The organism is Nocardiopsis sp. iso_25 (genome assembly GCF_056173305.1).
Genome location: NZ_CM149667.1, coordinates 5,317,688 through 5,337,042, shown reverse-complemented (window position 1 = coordinate 5,337,042; position 19,355 = coordinate 5,317,688). Strand labels below are relative to the sequence as shown.

Below are 19,355 nucleotides of genomic sequence, written 5' to 3'. Positions count from 1 at the left end.
GGCAGCGGCGGCCGACCCGGCCGACCCGCGCGTACGCGGGCCGCTCCGGCGGTCGGACGGGCGCCGCGTGCGGCCACGGGCCCGGAGAGGCAGGACGACCCGGGACGGACGTATCCTTGTCAGGCCATGGTGTATCTGGATCACGCTGCCACGACCGACGTGCGCCCCGAGGTCGCCGCCGAGGTCGCGGCCGAGCTCGGCGCCCTCGGGAACCCGTCGTCCCTGCACGGCCACGGGCGCGCCGCGCGCCGCACGGTGGAGGAGGCGCGCGAGCGCCTGGCCGGGGCGCTCGGCTCGACCCCGCACGAGGTGGTCTTCACCGGGGGCGGCACCGAGTCGGACAACATCGCCGTCAAGGGCCTGTACTGGGCGCGCAACACGCCGGACGCCCGCAGGCCCAGGATTCTCACCAGTGCCGTCGAGCACCACGCCGCCCTCGACCCCGCGCACTGGATGGCCGAGCACCAGGGGGCCGTGCACGAGAAGGTCCCCGTGGACGCGCTGGGCCGGGTGGACCCCGGGGTCCTGCGGGAGACGATCGAGGGCGGCTCCGGCCCCGGGGCTGTCGCGCTCGTGTCGGTCATGTGGGCCAACAACGAGGTGGGCACGGTGCAGCCGGTCCGGGAGCTGGCCGCCGTCGCCGCCGAGTACGGCATCCCCTTCCACACCGACGCCGTCCAGGCCGTGGGCGTGGAACCGGTCGACTTCGCCGGGAGCGGGGTGAGCGCGCTGACGGTCAGCGGCCACAAGCTCGGCGGCCCGGTGGGCGCGGGCGCGCTGCTGGTCGCGCGCGGCCTGGCCCCGGTGCCGGTCCTGCACGGCGGCGGCCAGGAGCGCGACATCCGCTCGGGCACCCTGTCCCCGCCGCTGCTGCGCGGGCTGGCCACGGCCGTCCACCTGGCGGTCGCCGAACGCGAGGAGCACGCCAAGCACCTGTCGGACCTGCGCGACGAGCTGGAGGAGCGGGTCCGCGACGCGGTCCCCGACGCGGTCGTCAACGGCGACCCCGCGCGCAGGCTGCCGGGGATCTCGCACATCTCCTTCCCCGGCTGCGAGGGGGACGCGCTGCTCATGCTCCTGGACGCCAAGGGCATCTCCTGCTCGACCGGCTCGGCCTGCTCGGCGGGGGTGGCCCAGCCCAGCCACGTGCTGCTGGAGATGGGCGCCGACGCCGGGACCGCGCTCAGCAGCCTGCGCCTGTCGCTGGGCCGCACCTCCACCCGGGAGGACGTGGCGGCGCTGGGGCGTGCCATCGGTCCGGCCGTGGAGCGGGCCAGGGCCGCCCGCGCCAGACGCCGCTAGGAGGGCGCGGCGGCCCCGGACACGGGCCGTCTACTCCGCGCGGTGCACGGTGACGGACTCGATGGTCACGTCCTGGGCGGGACGGTCGTTCATGTCGGTCTCGGCGTTGGCGATGCCGTTCACCACCTCCATGGACGCCTCGTCCGCGACGTGCCCGAAGATCGTGTGCATGCCGTTCAGGTGCGGGGTGGGCGCGACGGTGATGAAGAACTGCGAGCCGTTGGTGTCCGGGCCGCGGTTGGCCATGGCCAGCACGCCCGGCTCGGAGAACTCGCGGCCGGAGTCGAACTCGTCCTCGAAGGTGTAGCCCGGGCCGCCCTGGCCGGTGCCCTGCGGGTCGCCGCCCTGGATCATGAAGTCGTCGATCACCCGGTGGAACACGGTGCCGTCGTAGAACGCGGCCTCGCCCGTCGCCGGGTTGGGCACGCCCTCGCCCTCGGCCAGGCCCACGAAGTTGGCCACCGTGACGGGCGCCTCCTCGGGGAAGAGCTCCAGTTCGATGTCGCCCTCGCTGGTGTGCAGGGTGGCGCCCTCGACTCCGGTGACGTCCACCTCGGCGGGGCTGCCGGTCTGCTCGGAGGCGGTCTCCTCCGGGGTGCCGCCGCCCTCCGATCCGCCCTGGTCGGACGGGGCCGCGGCGCCGTTGGCGCAGGCGGAGGCGGCGAGAAGGGCGGTGCAGGCCAGGAGGGCTGTCGCCGGGAGGGGCAGAAGCTTCATCGGTTCACTTCCGGGAATGAGGATCGCGGCTGGGCGGCACAAAGGCTACTCGGCCGGGGGAAGTGCCCTCGTCAGCGGGTTGGCTTTCCGTCATGGCGCGACCACGGTCCGCCCCCGCGGCCGCTCCGGCCGCCCCGCCGCGACGCCCCGATGACTTGTCACGGATCGCCGTACCCGTCCGGTCGCTTGACCGGCGACCCCGGCACGGGAGAAGGTCGGAAGAGGACGGGGCGGGGCGCCGGCGGTGTGCCGGGGGCGAGGCTCCGCCCGGCGCTGGAGGGAGGGAAGTGGATTGAACACCGCACTGCCGTCCGCGATGTGGCTCCCCTTCGCCGCGAGGGTACTGCGCGCGCGCTCCGACAGGGGGCTCTCACGCGCCGAACTCGCCGCGACGGTGGGGGTGACCGACGACAAGCTCCGCGAGGTGGAGAGCGCGCACTGCAGGCCGGCCCGCTCGCTGGTCGAACGGGTGGACACCGCCCTGGGCGCCGAACACCAGCTCGTGGACGCCTGGGCGATCACCCTCCAGGCCGAGGCCTTCCCCAACGAGTTCGGCGACCAGCGCGAGCTGGGCGTCCACGCCACCCACCTGTGGGAGTACCAGCCCATGGCGGTCCCGGCGTTCCTGCGCACCCGCGAGTACTCGCGCGCCGTGCTTCGCCCGCGCCACCCGGACCTGTCCCCGGACGAGGTCGAGGAGATGGTGGAGGAGGAGATGGCCCACCGGGCCTCGATGACCGGCACGGAGGGGCCCGTGCTGAGGGTGGTCCTCAACGAGTCGGCCCTCCAGCGCCCGCAGGGCGGGGCCGCCGTCCTCAACGCCCAGCGCGACTTCCTCGCCGACCTGATCGAGGCGGGCATCGTCGCCATGGGAGTCATCCCCGAGCAGACCCCGAACCACCCCGGCCTGGGCGGCGCCTTCCGCCTGATGGAGTTCGCCGACCGCCCCAGCATGGTCTACGCGTTCGCGGCCCAGGGCGGGGACCTGACCGCCGAACCCGAGCAGGTGGGCCGCTGCACCACGGTGCGCGACGCCATCGAGGCCGCGACCGAGGAACTCACGCCGGGGTCGGCGCTGCTCACCGCCCGCTGGCCGGCGGGGTAGGGGGCCGCCGGCCCGAGCCCGCGCGGGGCTTGGGGATACGCCCCGTGATGGGCTAGGTTGCCCGCCATGGATATCGCGATCACATCCGGATACGTCGTCCCCGTCGACGGAGACCCCATCGACGGGGGCACCGTCCTCATCTCCGACGGCCGGATCGCCGCCGTCGGCGCCGACGTCACGGTCCCCGAGGGGGCCACCGTCATCGACGCCTCCGGCAAGTGGGTACTCCCCGGCTTCGTGGAGGCCCACGGCCACATCGGCATCGACGAGGAGGGCATCGGCTGGGCCGGTGACGACACCAACGAGATGACCGACCCCAACGGCGCCCGCATGCGCGCGCTGGACGCCATCAACCCCGCCGACCGCGGCTTCGCCGACGCCCTGTCCGGAGGCGTCACCAGCTCGGTCGTCAAGCCCGGTTCGGGCAACCCCATCGGCGGCCAGACCGTGGCGATCAAGTGCTGGGGCCGCAGCATGGAGGACCGCCTGATCCGGCACCCGGCCAGCGTCAAGAGCGCCCTGGGCGAGAACCCCAAGCGGGTCTACGGCAACAAGGACAAGCTGCCCTCCACACGCCAGGGCGTGGCCGCCGTCATCCGCGACGCCTTCACCAGGGCCCAGGACTACCGGGCCAGGCGCGAGCACGCGGCCTCGGAGGGCACCCCGTTCGAGCGGGACACCACCCTGGAGGTGCTGGTCCGGGTCCTGGACGGCGAACTCCCGTGGTGCCAGCACACGCACCGCGCCGACGACATCCACACCGCGATGCGCCTGTCCGACGAGTTCGGCTACCGGCTGATCATCAACCACTGCACCGAGGGCCACCTGCTGGCCGACGAGATCGCCGAGCGCGGCATCCCCGTCATCACCGGACCGCTCATGACCAGCCGCTCCAAGGTGGAGGTCAACAACAAGACTTTGGCCAACCCCGGCATCCTCGACCGGGCGGGCGTCAAGGTCGCCCTGACCACCGACCACCCGGTCGTCCCGATCGAGTTCCTGGTCCACCAGGCCACCCTGTGCGTCAAGGAGGGCATGGACCCGCGCTCGGCGATCCGCGCCCTCACGGTCAACCCCGCCGAGATCATGGGCATCTCCGACCGGGTCGGCTCCCTCAAGCCGGGCCTGGACGCCGACGTGGTCGTGTGGTCGGGCGACCCGCTGGACGTGATGAGCCGCGCCCTGCGCGTGTTCGTCGAGGGCCGCGAGGTCTACACCTACGACGAGGCCACGCGCGAGCGCACCGTGCTCGACGCCTACTACCGGGAGGGCTGAACGGCGGATCCGGGTCCCCGGTCCACGGGGTTCCCGGACGCTCCGCCGCCGCCGGACGGCGGTCGGGCTGCGGGCTGACCGGGCGTGTCGGCCCGCAGCCGACATGGCGGCGTCACGGAGAGGGGAGCGGGCCGGGAGCCCCCGGGGCACTCTCCCTAGGAGAGCCCCACCGTCCGGAAGGGCGCCCCGTCCGGCAGCGCGGCGCCACCGGCCCCCTCCGCCCCGCGGACCGCCACGGTGACCTTCTCCATGCCGGTCCTGCGCAGCACCTCGTCCGGGCCCGATGAGGCCAGCGGCGTCAGGACGAGCGGCGCCCCCGCCGCGACCGGGGCCAGCAGCAGCTCCGCGCCCTCCCCTAGCAGGGTCAGCGGGGCGTCGGGTTCGGCGAACAGCGCGACCCGGTCCTCGGCGTCCAGCTCCCACCGGCGCGCCCGGTCGCGGGCCCCGGCGGTCAGCTCCGCGCCGGTCCGGACGCCGGAACCGCGCAGCGCGGGCGCCCCCGGGTCCACGGGGTAGGGCGAGAAGTGGTCGCCGTGCCCGCGCACCTCCACCGAGTAGTCGAGCACCATGGGCGGCACCTCGGCCAGCGGCAGCCCCAGCGGGTGCAGGGACGTGCCCACCACCTCCTCGGCGCCGCTGTCCAGGGCGGCCTCCAGACGGTCGGCGTCGGCCACGGCGACCTGGGCGCCCTCGGGCAGGTCCGCGCCGGGCCGCGCGAACTCCGCCACGGCCCCCACCGACCAGCACGAGACCAGCCACACCAGCGACTGCCAGTGCACCGGCAGGGCGAGCACCACCCGGTCGTCCGGTTGGGCCCCCAGGCCGTCCACCAGCATGTTCGCGGTCTTGGAAACCCAGTTGTCGAAGGTGGCGCGCGACAGCTCCACCCGGCCGCCCGAGGCGTCGTAGGAGGTCACGAACGGTCGGGACGGGTCGTCGGAGACCAGGGCGCGCCACAGCTGCGCGGGAGTTTCGGACATGACCGCCACTCTAGGGCGTCGCGGGGGCTCCGCGCGGGCCCCCGCGCGGGCCGCCACGGGTGTGCGTTGGTGCCGGGGAGCTGTCAGAGTTGCCCCATGCGCTTGCTCCCCGGACGGTTCCTCGCCCGTGCCACCGCGCTCCCCGCGATCGCCGTCTCGGCCTGGCTCCTGGTGGCCTTCCCCCTCCTGGCCCTGGGCTCCCTCACCCCGCTGACGGCAGCCGTCCTCGGAACGCCCGCCGTGCTCGCGGCCTGCCTCCTGGTGCCCCGGCTCATCCCCGACCCGCCCGACCAGGAGGACGCGCCCTGGTGGCCGGTCGTCCTCGTCGTGCTGATCACGGTCGCCTTCGCCGCCGTGCAGATCGCCTACCACGCCGAGGCCCTGGTCATCCGCCGCGACCCGGCCTCCTACGCCATGTACACGGCGTGGATCGCCGAGAACGGGTTCCTGCCCATCCCGCAGCAGCGCGAGCTCATCGCGGGCGACGACCCCTCGCTCAGCTACCAGAGCCTGGCCCACTACCAGCGCGGCGACGTCATCTGGCCGCAGTTCATGGCCGGTGCGCCCCTGGTGACCTCCATCGGCTACTGGCTGGGCGGGCTCGACGGGATGCTCGTCACGACGCCGGTCCTGGGCGCGCTGGGCGTGCTCACCTTCGCCGGGCTCACCGCGCGCCTGGTCGGGATCCGGTGGGCGCCCCTGGCCGCCCTGGTCCTGGCCGTGTGCCTGCCCCAGCAGTGGGTCAGCCGCTTCACCTACAGCGAGCCGGTCACCCAGATCCTGCTGCTGGGCGGCCTGGTCCTGGCCTACGACGCGCTCGCGCGGCGGACCCGGATCACCGACCGGTGGTCGTCCGCGCACACGCTGGCCGCCGTGGCGGGACTGGCGTTCGGTCTGGGGCTGGTGGTGCGCATCGACGCGATCCGCGACCTGCTGCCCGTGGTCGGGTTCGTCGGTCTGCTGCTGCTCGCCCGCCGGGGTCAGGCCCTGCCGCTGCTGGGCGGGCTGGCCGCGGGCGCGGGGCTGGGCCTGTACGCCGGGTACGGGCTGTCCCTGCCCTACCTGGAGTACCTCTCCGACTCCCTCAACCCCCTGCTCCTCATCAGCGCCGTCGTCATCGCCGTCACCGTCGCGGCCACCGCCGCCCTGTGGCGCCACGGCGTTCCGCGGGTGGAACGCGTGCGCCGGCTGCCCGACGCGGTGGCCGCGCTCGCCCTGCTGGCCATGGCGCTGTTCGCCGTCCGCCCCCTGCTGTGGCCGGACTACGGGCACGGCAGCGACTTCACCGACGGCTGGGTCGCCTACGTCCAGCAGCGCGAGGGCCTGCCCGTGGAGGGCAGCCGCACCTACTACGACATGAGCCTGTACTGGGTGGGCTGGTACGTGGGCCTGGCCACGGTCCTGTTCGCCTCGCTCGGCGTCGCCCACGTGCTGCGCCGCCTCTTCCAGCGCCGCGACCTCCAGTGGCTGCTGCCCGCCATGCTGCTGGTGTGGACGGTCGGCACCACCCTGCTGCGCCCCGCCATCACCCCCGACCACCCCTGGGCCAGCAGGCGGCTGATCGCCCTGGTCATCCCGGCGTTCATCCTGTTCGCCGTCTGGTTCCTGGCCTGGCTCACCCGCTACTGCGCCGTCGCCGCCCACTCCGGCCGGAGCACTCCGGCGGCCCGCGCCCTCCCCGTCGTGGTCGCCGCCAGCGCCTCGGTGGCGCTGCTCCTGCCCACCGCGGCCACGGCGGCCGCCGGGATCATGGGGTACAGACAGGACGTCGGCAGCGTCGCCGCCACGCACCGGCTCTGCGCGGCGCTGTCGGAGGACGCCTCGGTGGTCGTGGTCGACTCCGACATGGCCGGGAACTACATGCCGCTGCTGCGCAACGTCTGCGGGGTCCCCACCGCGTCCATGGACGAGCCGACCCCCGGCGACGTGGACCGCGTGGTCTCCGAGATCCACAAGCGCGACCGCGACGCCGTGCTCGCCGCCTCCGACTGGCAGGTCCTGGAGGACCTCACGGGCGGCGAGGCCGAGCCCGAGCGGCCCTTCCACGTGAACGCCCGGATGGACCCGAGTACCCTCATGGAACCGCCGACCGGTTCCTGGGCCTTCAGGGGAAACGTGTGGGTGTCCGTGTTCCCCGACGGGGGATGAGCGCCCGGCCCGGCCCCTCCCGAACCCACCCCATCCCGCCGAAGAAGAACCCATGAGCCACAGAAGCGACGACGCACCCAGGCAGCACGGCGAGGACCAGCCGGTCCGCGTCACCATCGTGCTCCCCTGCTACAACGAGGAGGACCACGTCGTCGACGAGGTCAAACGGATCTGCGGCGCCATGGACGCCTCCGGGTACTCCTACGAGCTGCTGGCCGTGGACGACGCCTCCACCGACGCCACCCTTGCCCGGTTGCGCGACGTGGAGCCCGTGTACCCGCACATGCGCGTCATCGCGTTCGGGCACAACGGCGGGGCGGGCACCGTCCGCCGGATCGGCAGCCAGCGGGCCCGCGGCGAGTTCGTCGCGTGGACCGACGCCGACATGAGCTACCCCAACGAGCGCATCCCCGAGCTGGTCCGCATGCTGGAGGAGGACCCCGAGACCGACCAGGTCGTGGGCGCGCGCACCCAGGAGATGGGCAGCCACAAGGCCCTCAGGGTGCCCGCCAAGTGGGTCATCCGCAAGATCGCCGAGCGCCTCACCAACACCCGCATCCCCGACCTCAACTCGGGGCTGCGCGTGTTCCGCCGCGAGGTCGCCCGCCCCTACCTGCGCCTGCTGCCGCCCGGGTTCTCCTGCGTCACCACCATCACGCTGGCCTTCCTGTCCAACCAGCACCCGGTCAGGTACGTGCCGATCGAGTACGCCAAGCGCGCCGGCAAGTCCAAGTTCCACTTCGTGGGCGACGCCTACCGCTACATCCTCCAGGTGCTGCGCATGGTGATGTACTTCAACCCGCTCAAGGTGCTCATGCCGCCCGCCCTGGTGCTGCTGGGGGTCGGCGCCGCCAAGTTCGTCTTCGACCAGGTGCGCAACCCGCTCTACATCCCCAACAACACCGTCATGATCCTCATGACGGGGCTGATCATCGCGGCGATCGCCCTGCTGGCCGACCTCATCGTGCGCTCCAGGGACAGCGCGTGAACCCGGCGGCGCGGGTGGCCCTGGTCGGGCCCGCCCACCCCTACAAGGGCGGCGGCGCCCGGCACACCACCGAGCTGGCGCACCGGCTGAGCGCGCTGGGCCACCCCACGGCCGTGGAGTCCTGGCGGGCGCAGTACCCGGCCGCCCTCTACCCCGGTCGGCAGACCATCGAGGACCCCGAGGGCGAACCCCACCCCGGCACCCGCCACGAGCTGGCCTGGTACCGGCCGGACGGCTGGTGGCGGACCGGGCGGCGCCTGGCCCGCGAGGCCGACCTGGTGGTGCTCACCCTGTTCTCCCCGGTGCAGGTGCCCGCCTACCTCGGCGTCCTCGCCGGGGTGCGCTCCGTACGGCGTTCCGGGGGCGCGCGGGTGGTGGCGCTGTGCCACAACGTGCTGCCCCACGAGCGCCGCGCCGTGGACGTGTCCCTCGTGCGGACGCTCCTGCGGCGGGTGGACGGCGTGGTCGCCCACTCGCCCGAGCAGGCGCGCCTGGCCGAGGGGCTCAGGGGACCCGGGGCGCGGCGGCCCGTGGTCGCCCAGATGCCCCCGCACCTGCCCGAGACCGGCGCCGGTGCGGCCCCGGCGCCGGGGGAGCGGCGGCACCTGCTGTTCCTGGGCATCGTCCGCCCCTACAAGGGGGTGGACCTGCTGCTGCGCGCCCTGGCCGACGGTGCGCCCGAGGACGTGGCGCTCACCGTGGCCGGGGAGTTCTGGGGCGGTACGGCGGAGCTGGAGGAACTGGCCGCCGGGCTGGGGATCGCCGACCGGGTGCGGCTGCGGGACGGGTACGTCCCCGCCGGTGAGCTGCCGGAGCTGTTCGCCTCGGCCGACGCGGTGGTGCTGCCCTACCGCACCGCCACCGCCACCCAGAACGTGTGGCTGGCGCACGAGCACGGGATCCCGGTGGTGGCCACCCGCGCCGGAACCCTCCCCGACCACGTGCGCGAGGGGGTCGACGGCCTGCTGTGCGCGCCGGGCGACGCCGCCGACCTGGCCCGCGCGCTGGGGGAGTTCTACGCGCCGGGGGAGCCCGAGCGGCTGCGCGCCGGGGTCCGCCCGGTGGAGGCCGAGCCGTACTGGCGGGCCTACACCGAACGGCTGCTGGAGGCGTAAGGCCGCCACGCGGGGGAGGACACGGGGCGGCCTCAGGACCCGGTTGGCGGGCTTCCGGCGCGGGTGGCGGGGCGGGGCCCTCCTCAGGGACGCGGTCCGGGCACGGCCTCCGGCCCCGGCACGGCCCGCCGGGACAGCAGCACCGACAGCCCCGCCCAGGCCACGTCCGCCACGGTCATCACCAGCCGCGACAGCACCGCCACCACCAGCGCGGCCCCGGCGTCCACCACCGGCGCCAGCGCCACCACCAGCACCGCCTCGCGCACCCCCAGGCCCGCCGGGGCGAACACCACCAGCAGCCCCAGCGTCCACGCCAGCGCGTAGGCGCCCACCGCCGGTCCTAGCGACCGCAGCGCCTCGCCGCCCACCGCCCAGGTCAGCAGCCACACGTGCAGGCCCAGGGGCACCCAGGCCACCAGGGTCCACCCCACGGCCGCGGCCATGGACCGTCCGCGCACGTCCAGGGGCCCGGCCTCGGCGACCTCGCGGAACCGGGAGAAGGGGCGGGCCGCCAGCCGGATCCCCCAGCCGACCACGCGCGGGTGCAGCGCGGCGAGCAGCACGGGTGCCAGCGCCAGCGCCCACCACCAGCGGCGGGCCGCCTCCGCCGACGACAGCGGCAGGGCCACCGCCGCGACCGCCAGCCCGGCCGCGACCGTCACACCCACCGCGAGCAGGGTCGCCGCCGCACCGCGCGTGCGCGGCACGTTCCAGTCCCGGGCCAGCTCTACCTGGGCGACGAAGGCCCACACCGAACCCGGCAGGTACTTGCCGAGCTGTCCCACGAACATGACGCGGGCCGCCGTGCGGCGGGGCAGGGGGGAGCCCATCCCGGCCAGCAGCGCGCGCCAGGCGAGCATCTGCGCGGTGAGCCCCGCCATGCCCGTCAGCACCGCCGCGGGCAGCACCCACAGGGGCAGCGCCGCCGCGGCGTCCCGGGCCTGTTCCCAGTTCGCGCGCAGTGCCAGCCCCACGCACACGCACACCACCAGCAACAGCGCCAACCGCACCCACGGGCTACTGCGCAGCCGACTCAGCACGTGGCCTCCCTCCCGTACGTGCCGACCCTACGCCGCCCGCGCACCCGCCGACCCCCGCGGACGCCCCGGACCATCGGGTCACAGCGTGCACAACTGCTCCACAGGACCCACCACGTCACCGAGGCCCCTCCCGAACCTCCAACCAGCGGAGGAACGCGTCGGTGACGCACCGCACACATGCGGCGGCACCGGTGGTGCGTCCGCACGCGCGAAAGGAGCGGGGCGTAGGGTTGCGCCCTATGAGTGGTGCGAACGACCCGGCCCCCGTCCCCTTTCCGACCCCGTCCGCCATGCGCAGGGCCCTGGCCCGCGCCCGGGACGGCAAGACCCTCGACGTCACCGAGGCAGAGGTGCTCCTGCACGCCAGGGGCGAGGACCTGGACGTCCTCCTCGAACACGCCGGAAGGGTGCGCGACGCCGGGCTGGAGGCCGCGGGCCGCCCCGGGGTCGTCACCTACAGCCGCAAGGTGTTCGTCCCCCTGACCCGCCTGTGCCGCGACCGCTGCCACTACTGCACGTTCGCCACGGTGCCGGGCCGCCTCGACGCCCCGTTCCTGTCGCCCGACGAGGTCCTGGACATCGCCCGGCGGGGCGCCGAGATGGGCTGCAAGGAGGCCCTGTTCACCCTCGGCGACCGGCCCGAGGACCGCTGGAAGCAGGCCGCCGAGTGGCTCAACGCCCACGGCTACGACGACACCCTGTCCTACGTGCGGGCCATGGCCATCATGGTGCTGGAGGAGACCGGCCTGCTTCCGCACCTGAACCCGGGCGTGCTCACCTGGGCCGACCTCCAGCGCCTCAAGCCCGTCGCCCCGTCCATGGGGATGATGCTGGAGACCACCTCCACCCGGCTGTTCACCGAGAAGGGCCGGGCCCACTACGGCAGCCCGGACAAGGACCCGGCGGTTCGGCTGCGCGTGCTGGAGGACGCCGGGCGCTCCAGCGTCCCCTTCACCACCGGCATCCTCCTGGGCATCGGTGAGAACACCGCCGAGCGCGCCGAGTCGATCTTCGCGATGCGCGGCGCCTCCCGGCGCTACGGCGGCGTCCAGGAGGTCATCGTGCAGAACTTCCGGGCCAAGCCCGCGACCGCGATGATGCACCGGCCCGACGCCGAACGCGAGGAGATGGCCGCCGCCATCGCCGTCACCCGCCTGGTCATGGGGCCCAGGGCGCACGTTCAGGCGCCGCCCAACCTCATCGGCGCCGAGCACGGGGGCGTGGACGAGTACGGTCTGATGCTGCGCGCGGGCATCGACGACTGGGGCGGCGTCTCCCCGCTCACCCCCGACCACGTCAACCCGGAGCGGCCCTGGCCGCAGATCGACGACCTGGCCGCGCGCACCGCCGCCCACGGCTTCGCCCTGCGCGAGCGGCTCACCGTCTACCCCGAGTACGTCCTGGCCGGGGAGCCCTGGCTGGACCCGCGCGTGGCCGGGCACGTGGCCGCCCTCGCCGACCCCGGGACCGGCCTGGCCCGCGAGGACGCGCCCGTGGTGGGCCGCCCCTGGCAGGAGCCCGAGGCGGTGCTGGTCTCCTCCGGCCGCACCGACCTGCACACGGGGATCGACACGCAGGGGCGCACGGACGACCGCCGCGGCGACTTCGACGCCGTCTACGGGGACTGGGACGAGCTGCGCTCGGGCGTGGACCGCGAGGGGGCCGTGCCGCGCAGGTTCGACCCCGACGTCGCGGCGGCCCTGCGCAGCGCCGAGTCCGATCCGGCGGGGCTGTCCGACGACGAGGCGCTCGCCCTGCTGCACGCCGACGGGGCCGAACTGGAGGCGCTGACCGACCTGGCCGACCGGGTGCGCCGCGACGCGGTCGGCGACGACGTCACCTACGTCGTGACCAGGAACATCAACTTCACCAACGTCTGCTACACCGGCTGCCGCTTCTGCGCGTTCGCCCAGCGCCGCACCGACGCCGACGCCTACACGCTCTCCCTGGAGCAGGTGGCCGACCGCGCCGAGGAGGCCTGGAAGGCCGGAGCGACCGAGGTGTGCATGCAGGGCGGCATCCACCCGGACCTGCCGGGCACCGCCTACTTCGACATCGCCGCCGCCGTGCGCGAGCGCGTCCCGGACATGCACGTCCACGCGTTCAGCCCGATGGAGGTGGTCAACGGGGCGGCGCGCACGAACCTGCCGGTCCGCGAGTGGCTGCTGCGCGCCCGCGAGGCCGGGCTCGGCTCCGTGCCGGGCACCGCCGCCGAGATCCTCGACGACGAGGTCCGCTGGATCCTCACCAAGGGCAAGCTGCCCGCGGCCGAGTGGATCGACGTCATCACGTCCGCCCACGACCTGGGCATCCCCACCACGTCCACGATGATGTACGGGCACGTGGACTCGCCCAGGCACTGGGTGGCGCACATCAAGCTGCTGCGCTCCCTCCAGGAACGGTCGGTGGAGCGCAACGGCCGCCGGGGGTTCACCGAGTTCGTCCTGCTGCCGTTCGTGCACACCAACGCGCCCATCTACCTGGCCGGGCTGGCCCGCACCGGGCCGACCGTCCGGGAGAACCGCGCCGTGCACGCCCTGGCCCGCCTGCTGCTGCACGGGCACATCGACAACATCCAGTGCTCGTGGGTCAAGCTCGCCGAGGACACCTGCCGCCAGCTGCTCTCGGGCGGGGTGAACGACGTCGGCGGCACCCTGATGGAGGAGACCATCAGCCGGATGGCCGGTTCGGGGCAGGGGTCGTTCAAGACCATCAGCGACATCCGCGCCCTGGTCGAGCCGACCGGCCGCCCCGTCCGCCAGCGCACCACGACCTACGGTCCGGTGCCGGGGGAGCGCCAGCGCGCGGCCGAGGCCAGCGACGGCGTGGCCCCCAGCGTCCGGCGTCCCTCGCTGCCGCTGGTCTAGACGCCGAAGGAGGGGGCGAAGCGCCGGGGGACGGCGCTCCGCCCCCTCCTCCAGGGGGGCGGCGGCCCGTCAGCCGTGGGGAGTGTGTGACGGGCCGCCGGGGAGCCGCGCGCGGCGGAGGGGGCGGGGCCCTCCCACGCGGCCTCGGATCAGCAGGTGCCGACGAGCCTCCAGACGCCCCACTCGCCGGTGGTGCCCGGCTCCTCGCCGCGGGTCCACCACTGGGCGCGGTACTCCGAGCCCCCGTGGGAGACCACGTCGCCGCCGGTGTAGACGCTGTCGGCCGTCCAGGCGGCGGCGGTGCAGTCGCCGGGCTGCTCGGTGGGCTGCTCGGTCGGCTCCTCGGTGGGCCCGCCGCCGTCGCCGGGGCCGGTGGCCAGGCGCGCCGAGATGGTCTCGGCGAAGGCGTAACCGCTGGTGGCGTCCCAGTTGACGGACCAGGTCATCACACCGCCGATGGGGCCGTACGGGGTGGCGGGGGAGAAGGATCCGCAGTTGGTCCCGGCCTCCAGGCAGTCCAGGGCGCGCACGATCTGGCTGGGCGCCATGTACCCGCCTCCGGCGGCGGACTGCACGGCGGGCAGCCCGAGGCCCACCTGGTCCGGGCTCAGCCCCATCTCCAGCTGGATGCAGGCCAGCGCGGCGACGAAGTCCGGGGTGCCCTGGTGGTACACCTGGTCGTCACACCCCAGCATCGAGCCGGAGTTGTAGTACTGCATGTTGACGATGGTGAGGATGTCGGAGATGTTCGAGGCGAGCTTGTAGTACTCCCGGTCGGGGCTCTGGAAGTCGATGGTCTGCGGCGCCATCGTGATGATCAGGTCCGCTCCTGCCCGGCCGCTAAGGTCGCGCAGGGCCTGGGACATGTACTGCGCGTTGATGCCGTGCTCCAGGTCGATGTCGACCCCGTCGAAGCCGTAGTCCTGCATCAGCTGGTACACGGTGTCGGCGAAGTTGTCCGCCTGGGTGGCGTTGGTGACGCTCACGTGGCCGAGCTCGCCGCCCACGGAGATGACGACCTTGCGGCCCTGGGCCTGGACGGCCGCGATGTCGTCGCGGAACTGCTGGTCGGTGTAGCCGTTCAGCTCCTGGCTGGCCAGGTTGAACGTGACCCCGCCGTCGAGGGCGGGGTGGTTGTCGGCGAAGGCGACGGCCACCAGGTTGTACTCGGAGGGGACCTCCGACAGCGGCATCACGGTGGAGCCGTTGTCGAAGTTGTGCCAGTACCCGGTGAGCCACTGGCCGGTCTGCTGGACCTGGGCGGAGTCGCTGTCGGACACGGTCTCGACCTCGGCGGGAGCGGGGGAGAGCTGGCTGAAACCGGCGAGGAGTCCGGCGGTCAGGAGGGCGAGGGCGCCGGTCAGCGCGGCCTTCGCGGCTCGGGGGGCTTTCCTGAGGCGGTGTTCGGGCATCGGGGGTTGCTCCTGTCGTCGAGCGGGGGAGACGAAGGGGCTCTGTGAGCCGCTAATTGTTAGGAAACTTTAAAGTTGTCACGCGGCCGCGTCAACGAAAACGGTAAGGAAAGTTTGTAGTTTTTTGGTGGCCTCAGTGCCTTTCCCAGGTCTCAGGAGCCCCTCCAGCACCAGGAGGGACGACCGCCGCGCGCACCTCTCGTCACGTTCCGTGCGCGCCCGCGCGGACGCTCGCGTCCCGCTGGCTCCGGTTCCCACACATTCACACACGGCGTGCGGAACGGTCCCGGCAGGCCCCGGCCCCCACGGAGAAGGCGGACCCGGCCCCGGCCGTTCCGGGCCCCGAGGGTCCGGCAGCCCCGCGACTCACGAGCCGTACGGACCCGCCCCCGTGTCCCGGATGTCCAGGTCCCGGCTCATCTCCTGGAACACGGCGTGGTCGATGTCGCCGTCCCGGTACATCGACATCAGAGCGTCCCTGCGCGCCTGCGTGATCTGCGCGTGCACGGCCCTGCCGCTGTCCACCCGTTCACGCGCCCGCCCGTCCTCGACGTCCATCAGCCCCCGCACCTGCGAGACGCGCCGCGTGTACACCGCGCGCAGCGAGTCGGCGGTGCGGTCGTCCACCTCGCCCTCCCGCAGCAGCTCGTCCACCTTGCTCAGCGCCGCGCAGCTCATCTGCTCGTCCGCCCGCAGGAACTCCATCCGCCGCGCGCCCTCACGCGCCATGCCCAGCTTGCGCAGCAGCAGCGGCAGCGTCATCCCCTGCCCCACCAGCGTCCCGAGCACCACGACCCCCGCCACGAACACCAGCGCGCCCCGCTCGGTGAACGGCTCACCGCCCAGCGTCGCGGGCAGGGACAGGGCGATCGCCAGCGACACCGCCCCGCGCATCCCGCTCCACCCGATGACCAGCCGCTCCCGCAGGTCGGCGCCCTCCAGCTTGGAGAACGGCGGGATCCGGTGCAGCGGGATCACCACCAGCATCAGCCCCATGCGCAGGGCGACCGCCGTGGCCGTCGTCGCCAGCGCCACCCACACCAGGTCCAGGAAGGCGAACTGGTCCCGCACCGCCGTGACCACCGAGTCCAGCTGCAACCCCAGCACCACGAACAGCATCGACTCCAGCAGCCCCACGAGGGCGCCCCAGATCGTCTGCCCGTTCACCCGCACCCGCGGCGGCAGCAGCCCCTCGCCGCGCGTGCCCAGGTAGAACCCGGCCACCACCGCCGCCAGCACCCCGGAGAACCCCGCCATCTCCGCCGGGATGTAGGCCGCGAACGGCGTGACCAGCACGACCATCAGCTGGAGGGACGGATCCCGCATGCGGGTCCGCGACCACGACACCGCCAGGGCCACCGCGGCGCCGCAGACCAGGCCGCCCGCCACGACCTTCACCAGCTCGACCAGGCCCTCCTGGGGCGTGAGCGGGTGCGCCATGGCGGTCACGGCCAGGCTGAACAGGGTCAGCGCGACCCCGTCGTTGATGAGGGACTCGCCCTCCAGGAGGGTCAGCACCCTGCGCGGGGTGCCCACCCGCTTGAGGATCGCCGACGCCGCCACCGCGTCGGTCGGCGCGACGGCGGCGCCCAGGGCGATCGCCGCGGGCCACCCCACCGACGGCATCAGCAGATGGACGATCCCCGCCAGTCCGAACGCCGTCAGCAGCGTCACCCCCACCGCCATCACCACGATGGGGCGCGCCAGCTCGCGCATGTCCTTGGGCGAGGAGAAGAAGGCGGCGTTGTAGATCAGCGGGGGCAGGAACACCAGCAGGATGACCTGGGGGGAGATCGACAGCGAGTGCAGCCAGGGCACCAGCCCCAGGGCCATGCCCAGCAGCACCAGCACGACCGCCCCCGGCACCCGCAGCCGCCCCGCGACCAGTCGGCCGCAGATCACCGCGACCACGATCACCAGCGTGGCGACCACGTACCCCTCGACGGACACCCCGCACCTCCCCGCCGACCCCCGCACGCACCAGCATGGCGCTGCCGGGCCCGCCGGTCGCCCTGACGCGCCGGTCGCCGGGAGACGGGCCCCCGGCGACCACCGCGTCAGCGCGTCAGCGGGTCAGCGGGTCAGCGGGTCAGCGCACGGAGACGAAGTCCTCCGGGTCGCGCGGCGCCCTCTCCCCGGGCGCCTCGGCCGCGTACCCCACGGCCACCGCGCCCATCGGCTGCCACTCCTCGGGTACCTCCAGCATCTCGCGCACCACGTCCGCGCAGAACATGGTCGAGGAGACCCAGGCCGAACCCAGCCCCTCCACGGCCAGCCCCACCAGCAGGTTCTGCACCCCGGCGCCCATCGCCACCAGGAACATCGACCGCTCGGCACCGGCCCGGCGCGCGTCCGGGTAGGGGTGGGCCCCGTCGGCCACCAGGAAGGGCACCACCAGGTACGGCGCGCCGCGCAGCACGTCGCCGCGCCGCGTGCGCCGGGCGATCTGCTCCTCGCTGAACCCGTCGCCGCGCAGGTCCGCCACCCACGCCGCGAGCATCGCGTCCAGCAGCCGCTTGCGCGTGTGCGCCGACTCCACCAGCACGAAGCGCCACGGCGTGGTGTGGTGCGGCGCGGGGGCCGTCACCGCCGCGGCCACCGCACGCCGCACCAGTGCCGGGTCCACCGGCGCGTCGGTGAACGAGCGCACCGTCCGCCGGGCGCGGACCACGTCCCGCGACCCGTACCGGAACAGGTCGGCGTCGGGCGAGCGGACCAGTGCCGCCGCCCCCGGCCCGTCCTCCTCGGTGACCAGGCCGCCCAGGCCGCTGACCACCGCGACCGGGACCCGGTTCGTCTTGCCCTTGACCAGCTCGCCCGCCCCGGCGATCTCGTCGGCCACCGCGTTGACGGTCGCCTCCATGAGGTTGCCGTGGGTGTCGGCGGTACCGCGCAGGTCCTGTACGACCGACAGCCCTGCGGCGCCGATGGCCACGTCGGTCTGCCCGACCCGCCACGGCCGCCCGAAGGTGTCGGACACGATCACGCCGACGTTCACGCCCAGGCGCTCGCGCAGCCCGGCGCGCAGCGCGCGGGCGGAGGCGTCGGAGTCCTCGGGCAGCAGCAGCACGGTGCCGGGCTCGACGTTGGAGGCGTCCACCCCCGCGGCGGCCATGACCAGCCCCTGCCGGGTCTGCATGATCCCGGTCCTGCCCGTACGGGCCACCACCCGGACGGTCTCGGAGGCGACGGCCTCCTCCCGGTCCATGCGGCGGGCGCGGCCCTCGGCCTTGCTCACGACCTTGGAGGTGACCACGAGGATGTCCCCGTCGGCCAGCGCGGTCCCGGAGGCGGCCACCGCCCCGGCTACCAGGGCCGACAGGTCGTCGCCCGACCGCACCTCGGGGATGCCGCCGAGCCCGCGCACGCTCAGTTCGGTGCTCACTGGCCGCCTCCCCGCTTCTGCGCCAGCTCCACGGCCAGGTCCACGGCCGCACGCGCGAGCGCCTCGGTGGCGGCGGGGTCGCTCATGTACAGGGGACGCGAGCGGACCTCGATCCCCTCCACCTCGGTGCCCGCGTCGGCCTCGTCCACCAGCCAGCCGTCCAGCAGGTCGGCGCCCAGGTGCGCGGCGACCGCGCCCGCGCTGGTCTCCACCCCGATCGCGGCCAGGCAGGCGTCGGCCATGCCGCGCACCGGCGCGCCGCCGATGATGGGGGAGACGCCCACCACGGTCTTGGCCGCCATGGCCTCGCGGATCCCCGGGACGCCCAGGACGGAGCCCACGCTGACCACCGGGTTGGACGGGGGCAGGATCACGGCGTCGGCCTCGGCGATCGCCTCCAGCACACCGGGCGCGGGCTTGGCCGTCTCGGCGCCGACGCTGACGATCTGTTCGGCGGGCAGCGCCGCGCGGTGCCGGATCCACCACTCCTGGAAGTGGATGGCCCGGCGCCCCTCGCCGTCGTCGACGACCACGTGCGTCTCGACCTGGTCGTCGGTCATCGGCAGCAGCCGCACGCCCGGCCGCCAGCGGTCGCACAGCGCCTCGGTGACCGCCGAGAGGGGGAACCCGGCGGCGAGCATCTGCGTCCGCACGATGTGCGTGGCGGTGTCGCGGTCGCCCAAGCCGAACCAGGTGGGCTTCATCCCGTAGGCGGCGAGCTCCTCCTTGACGGTGAAGGACTCGTCGGTCCGGCCCCAGCCCTGCTCCTCGTTGATCCCCCCGCCGAGGGTGTACATCACCGTGTCCAGGTCCGGACAGATTCTCAGCCCGAACAGGGTGATGTCGTCACCGGTGTTGCCGATGACGGTGACGCTGCTGTCTGTGGTGTGCTCTTCGGTGGCCGACGCCACGGTTCCGAGCGCCGCCCTGAGGCCGCGGAGGAACCGCGCGCCGCCGATACCGCCAGCCGGTACGACTATCCGCATGCGTCCAAGTCTGGCAGTCTGGGGGCGTGTATGGG

General features: G+C 73.9%; 14 protein-coding genes. 7 read left to right on the top strand and 7 right to left on the bottom strand.

Annotated elements, in window-relative coordinates:
• The first annotated feature begins 126 nt into the window (after positions 1 to 126).
• Positions 127 to 1,302, top strand: a complete 1,176-nt coding sequence (locus tag AC0VX6_RS22865) for a cysteine desulfurase family protein (protein WP_475466002.1) — start codon at positions 127 to 129, stop codon at positions 1,300 to 1,302.
• Between the two features lie 30 nt (positions 1,303 to 1,332).
• Here AC0VX6_RS22865 and AC0VX6_RS22860 read toward each other — a convergent pair whose 3' ends face one another.
• Entirely contained in the window at positions 1,333 to 2,019 is a 687-nt protein-coding gene (locus AC0VX6_RS22860; protein ID WP_274974599.1) for a peptidylprolyl isomerase, read from the bottom strand.
• 292 nt (positions 2,020 to 2,311) lie between these two features.
• Between AC0VX6_RS22860 and AC0VX6_RS22855 the strand changes: the two genes are divergently transcribed.
• Positions 2,312 to 3,124 carry a helix-turn-helix domain-containing protein gene (locus AC0VX6_RS22855; protein WP_274974598.1) on the top strand — a complete coding sequence of 271 codons (813 nt, stop codon included), beginning with the start codon at positions 2,312 to 2,314 and terminating at the stop codon, positions 3,122 to 3,124.
• 66 nt (positions 3,125 to 3,190) lie between these two features.
• On the top strand, positions 3,191 to 4,399 hold the full coding sequence (locus AC0VX6_RS22850) for an amidohydrolase (RefSeq protein WP_475466001.1): 1,209 nt from the start codon (positions 3,191 to 3,193) through the stop codon (positions 4,397 to 4,399).
• A gap of 155 nt (positions 4,400 to 4,554) precedes the next feature.
• Here AC0VX6_RS22850 and AC0VX6_RS22845 read toward each other — a convergent pair whose 3' ends face one another.
• A complete protein-coding gene (locus AC0VX6_RS22845) occupies positions 4,555 to 5,379 on the bottom strand; it encodes a TIGR03089 family protein (RefSeq protein ID WP_475465999.1) in 825 nt (274 codons plus the stop codon).
• A gap of 96 nt (positions 5,380 to 5,475) precedes the next feature.
• Here AC0VX6_RS22845 and AC0VX6_RS22840 point away from each other — a divergent pair, with 96 nt between their 5' ends.
• The 3 genes from AC0VX6_RS22840 to AC0VX6_RS22830 are packed head-to-tail and all read left to right on the top strand — an operon-like array spanning position 5,476 to position 9,630.
• Positions 5,476 to 7,527 (top strand): hypothetical protein, encoded by a 2,052-nt coding sequence (locus AC0VX6_RS22840; RefSeq protein ID WP_475465998.1) that lies wholly within the window; start codon positions 5,476 to 5,478, stop codon positions 7,525 to 7,527.
• A 52-nt stretch (positions 7,528 to 7,579) separates the two neighbouring features.
• Positions 7,580 to 8,515 carry a glycosyltransferase family 2 protein gene (locus tag AC0VX6_RS22835; RefSeq protein ID WP_274974594.1) on the top strand — a complete coding sequence of 312 codons (936 nt, stop codon included), beginning with the start codon at positions 7,580 to 7,582 and terminating at the stop codon, positions 8,513 to 8,515.
• Positions 8,512 to 9,630: a glycosyltransferase family 4 protein gene (locus tag AC0VX6_RS22830; RefSeq protein ID WP_475465997.1), complete on the top strand. Its 1,119-nt coding sequence runs from the start codon at positions 8,512 to 8,514 to the stop codon at positions 9,628 to 9,630. The genes AC0VX6_RS22835 and AC0VX6_RS22830 overlap by 4 nt, the downstream gene beginning before the upstream one ends.
• Before the next feature lie 83 nt (positions 9,631 to 9,713).
• On the opposite strand, the gene AC0VX6_RS22825 is transcribed toward AC0VX6_RS22830, so the two are convergent.
• Entirely contained in the window at positions 9,714 to 10,670 is a 957-nt protein-coding gene (locus tag AC0VX6_RS22825) for a lysylphosphatidylglycerol synthase domain-containing protein (RefSeq protein WP_274974592.1), read from the bottom strand.
• Between the two features lie 239 nt (positions 10,671 to 10,909).
• On the opposite strand from AC0VX6_RS22825, the gene AC0VX6_RS22820 reads away from it, so the two are divergent.
• Positions 10,910 to 13,537, top strand: coding sequence for a bifunctional FO biosynthesis protein CofGH (locus AC0VX6_RS22820; protein WP_475465995.1), 2,628 nt, complete (start codon positions 10,910 to 10,912; stop codon positions 13,535 to 13,537).
• Between the two features lie 149 nt (positions 13,538 to 13,686).
• Here AC0VX6_RS22820 and AC0VX6_RS22815 read toward each other — a convergent pair whose 3' ends face one another.
• The 4 genes from AC0VX6_RS22815 to cofD all read right to left on the bottom strand — a co-directional run bounded on the left by AC0VX6_RS22815 (position 13,687) and on the right by cofD (position 19,320).
• The gene (locus AC0VX6_RS22815; RefSeq protein ID WP_274974591.1) at positions 13,687 to 14,949 is read right to left on the bottom strand and encodes a glycosyl hydrolase family 18 protein; all 1,263 of its coding nucleotides are present in this window, start codon (positions 14,947 to 14,949) and stop codon (positions 13,687 to 13,689) included.
• 366 nt (positions 14,950 to 15,315) lie between these two features.
• Positions 15,316 to 16,899, bottom strand: coding sequence for a Na+/H+ antiporter (locus tag AC0VX6_RS22810; RefSeq protein WP_274974590.1), 1,584 nt, complete (start codon positions 16,897 to 16,899; stop codon positions 15,316 to 15,318).
• A 139-nt stretch (positions 16,900 to 17,038) separates the two neighbouring features.
• Positions 17,039 to 18,334, bottom strand: a complete 1,296-nt coding sequence (locus AC0VX6_RS22805) for a coenzyme F420-0:L-glutamate ligase (protein ID WP_475465993.1) — start codon at positions 18,332 to 18,334, stop codon at positions 17,039 to 17,041.
• Positions 18,331 to 19,320, bottom strand: a complete 990-nt coding sequence (gene cofD / locus AC0VX6_RS22800) for a 2-phospho-L-lactate transferase (protein ID WP_274974588.1) — start codon at positions 19,318 to 19,320, stop codon at positions 18,331 to 18,333. The genes AC0VX6_RS22805 and cofD overlap by 4 nt, the downstream gene beginning before the upstream one ends.
• Positions 19,321 to 19,355: the final 35 nt, after the last annotated feature.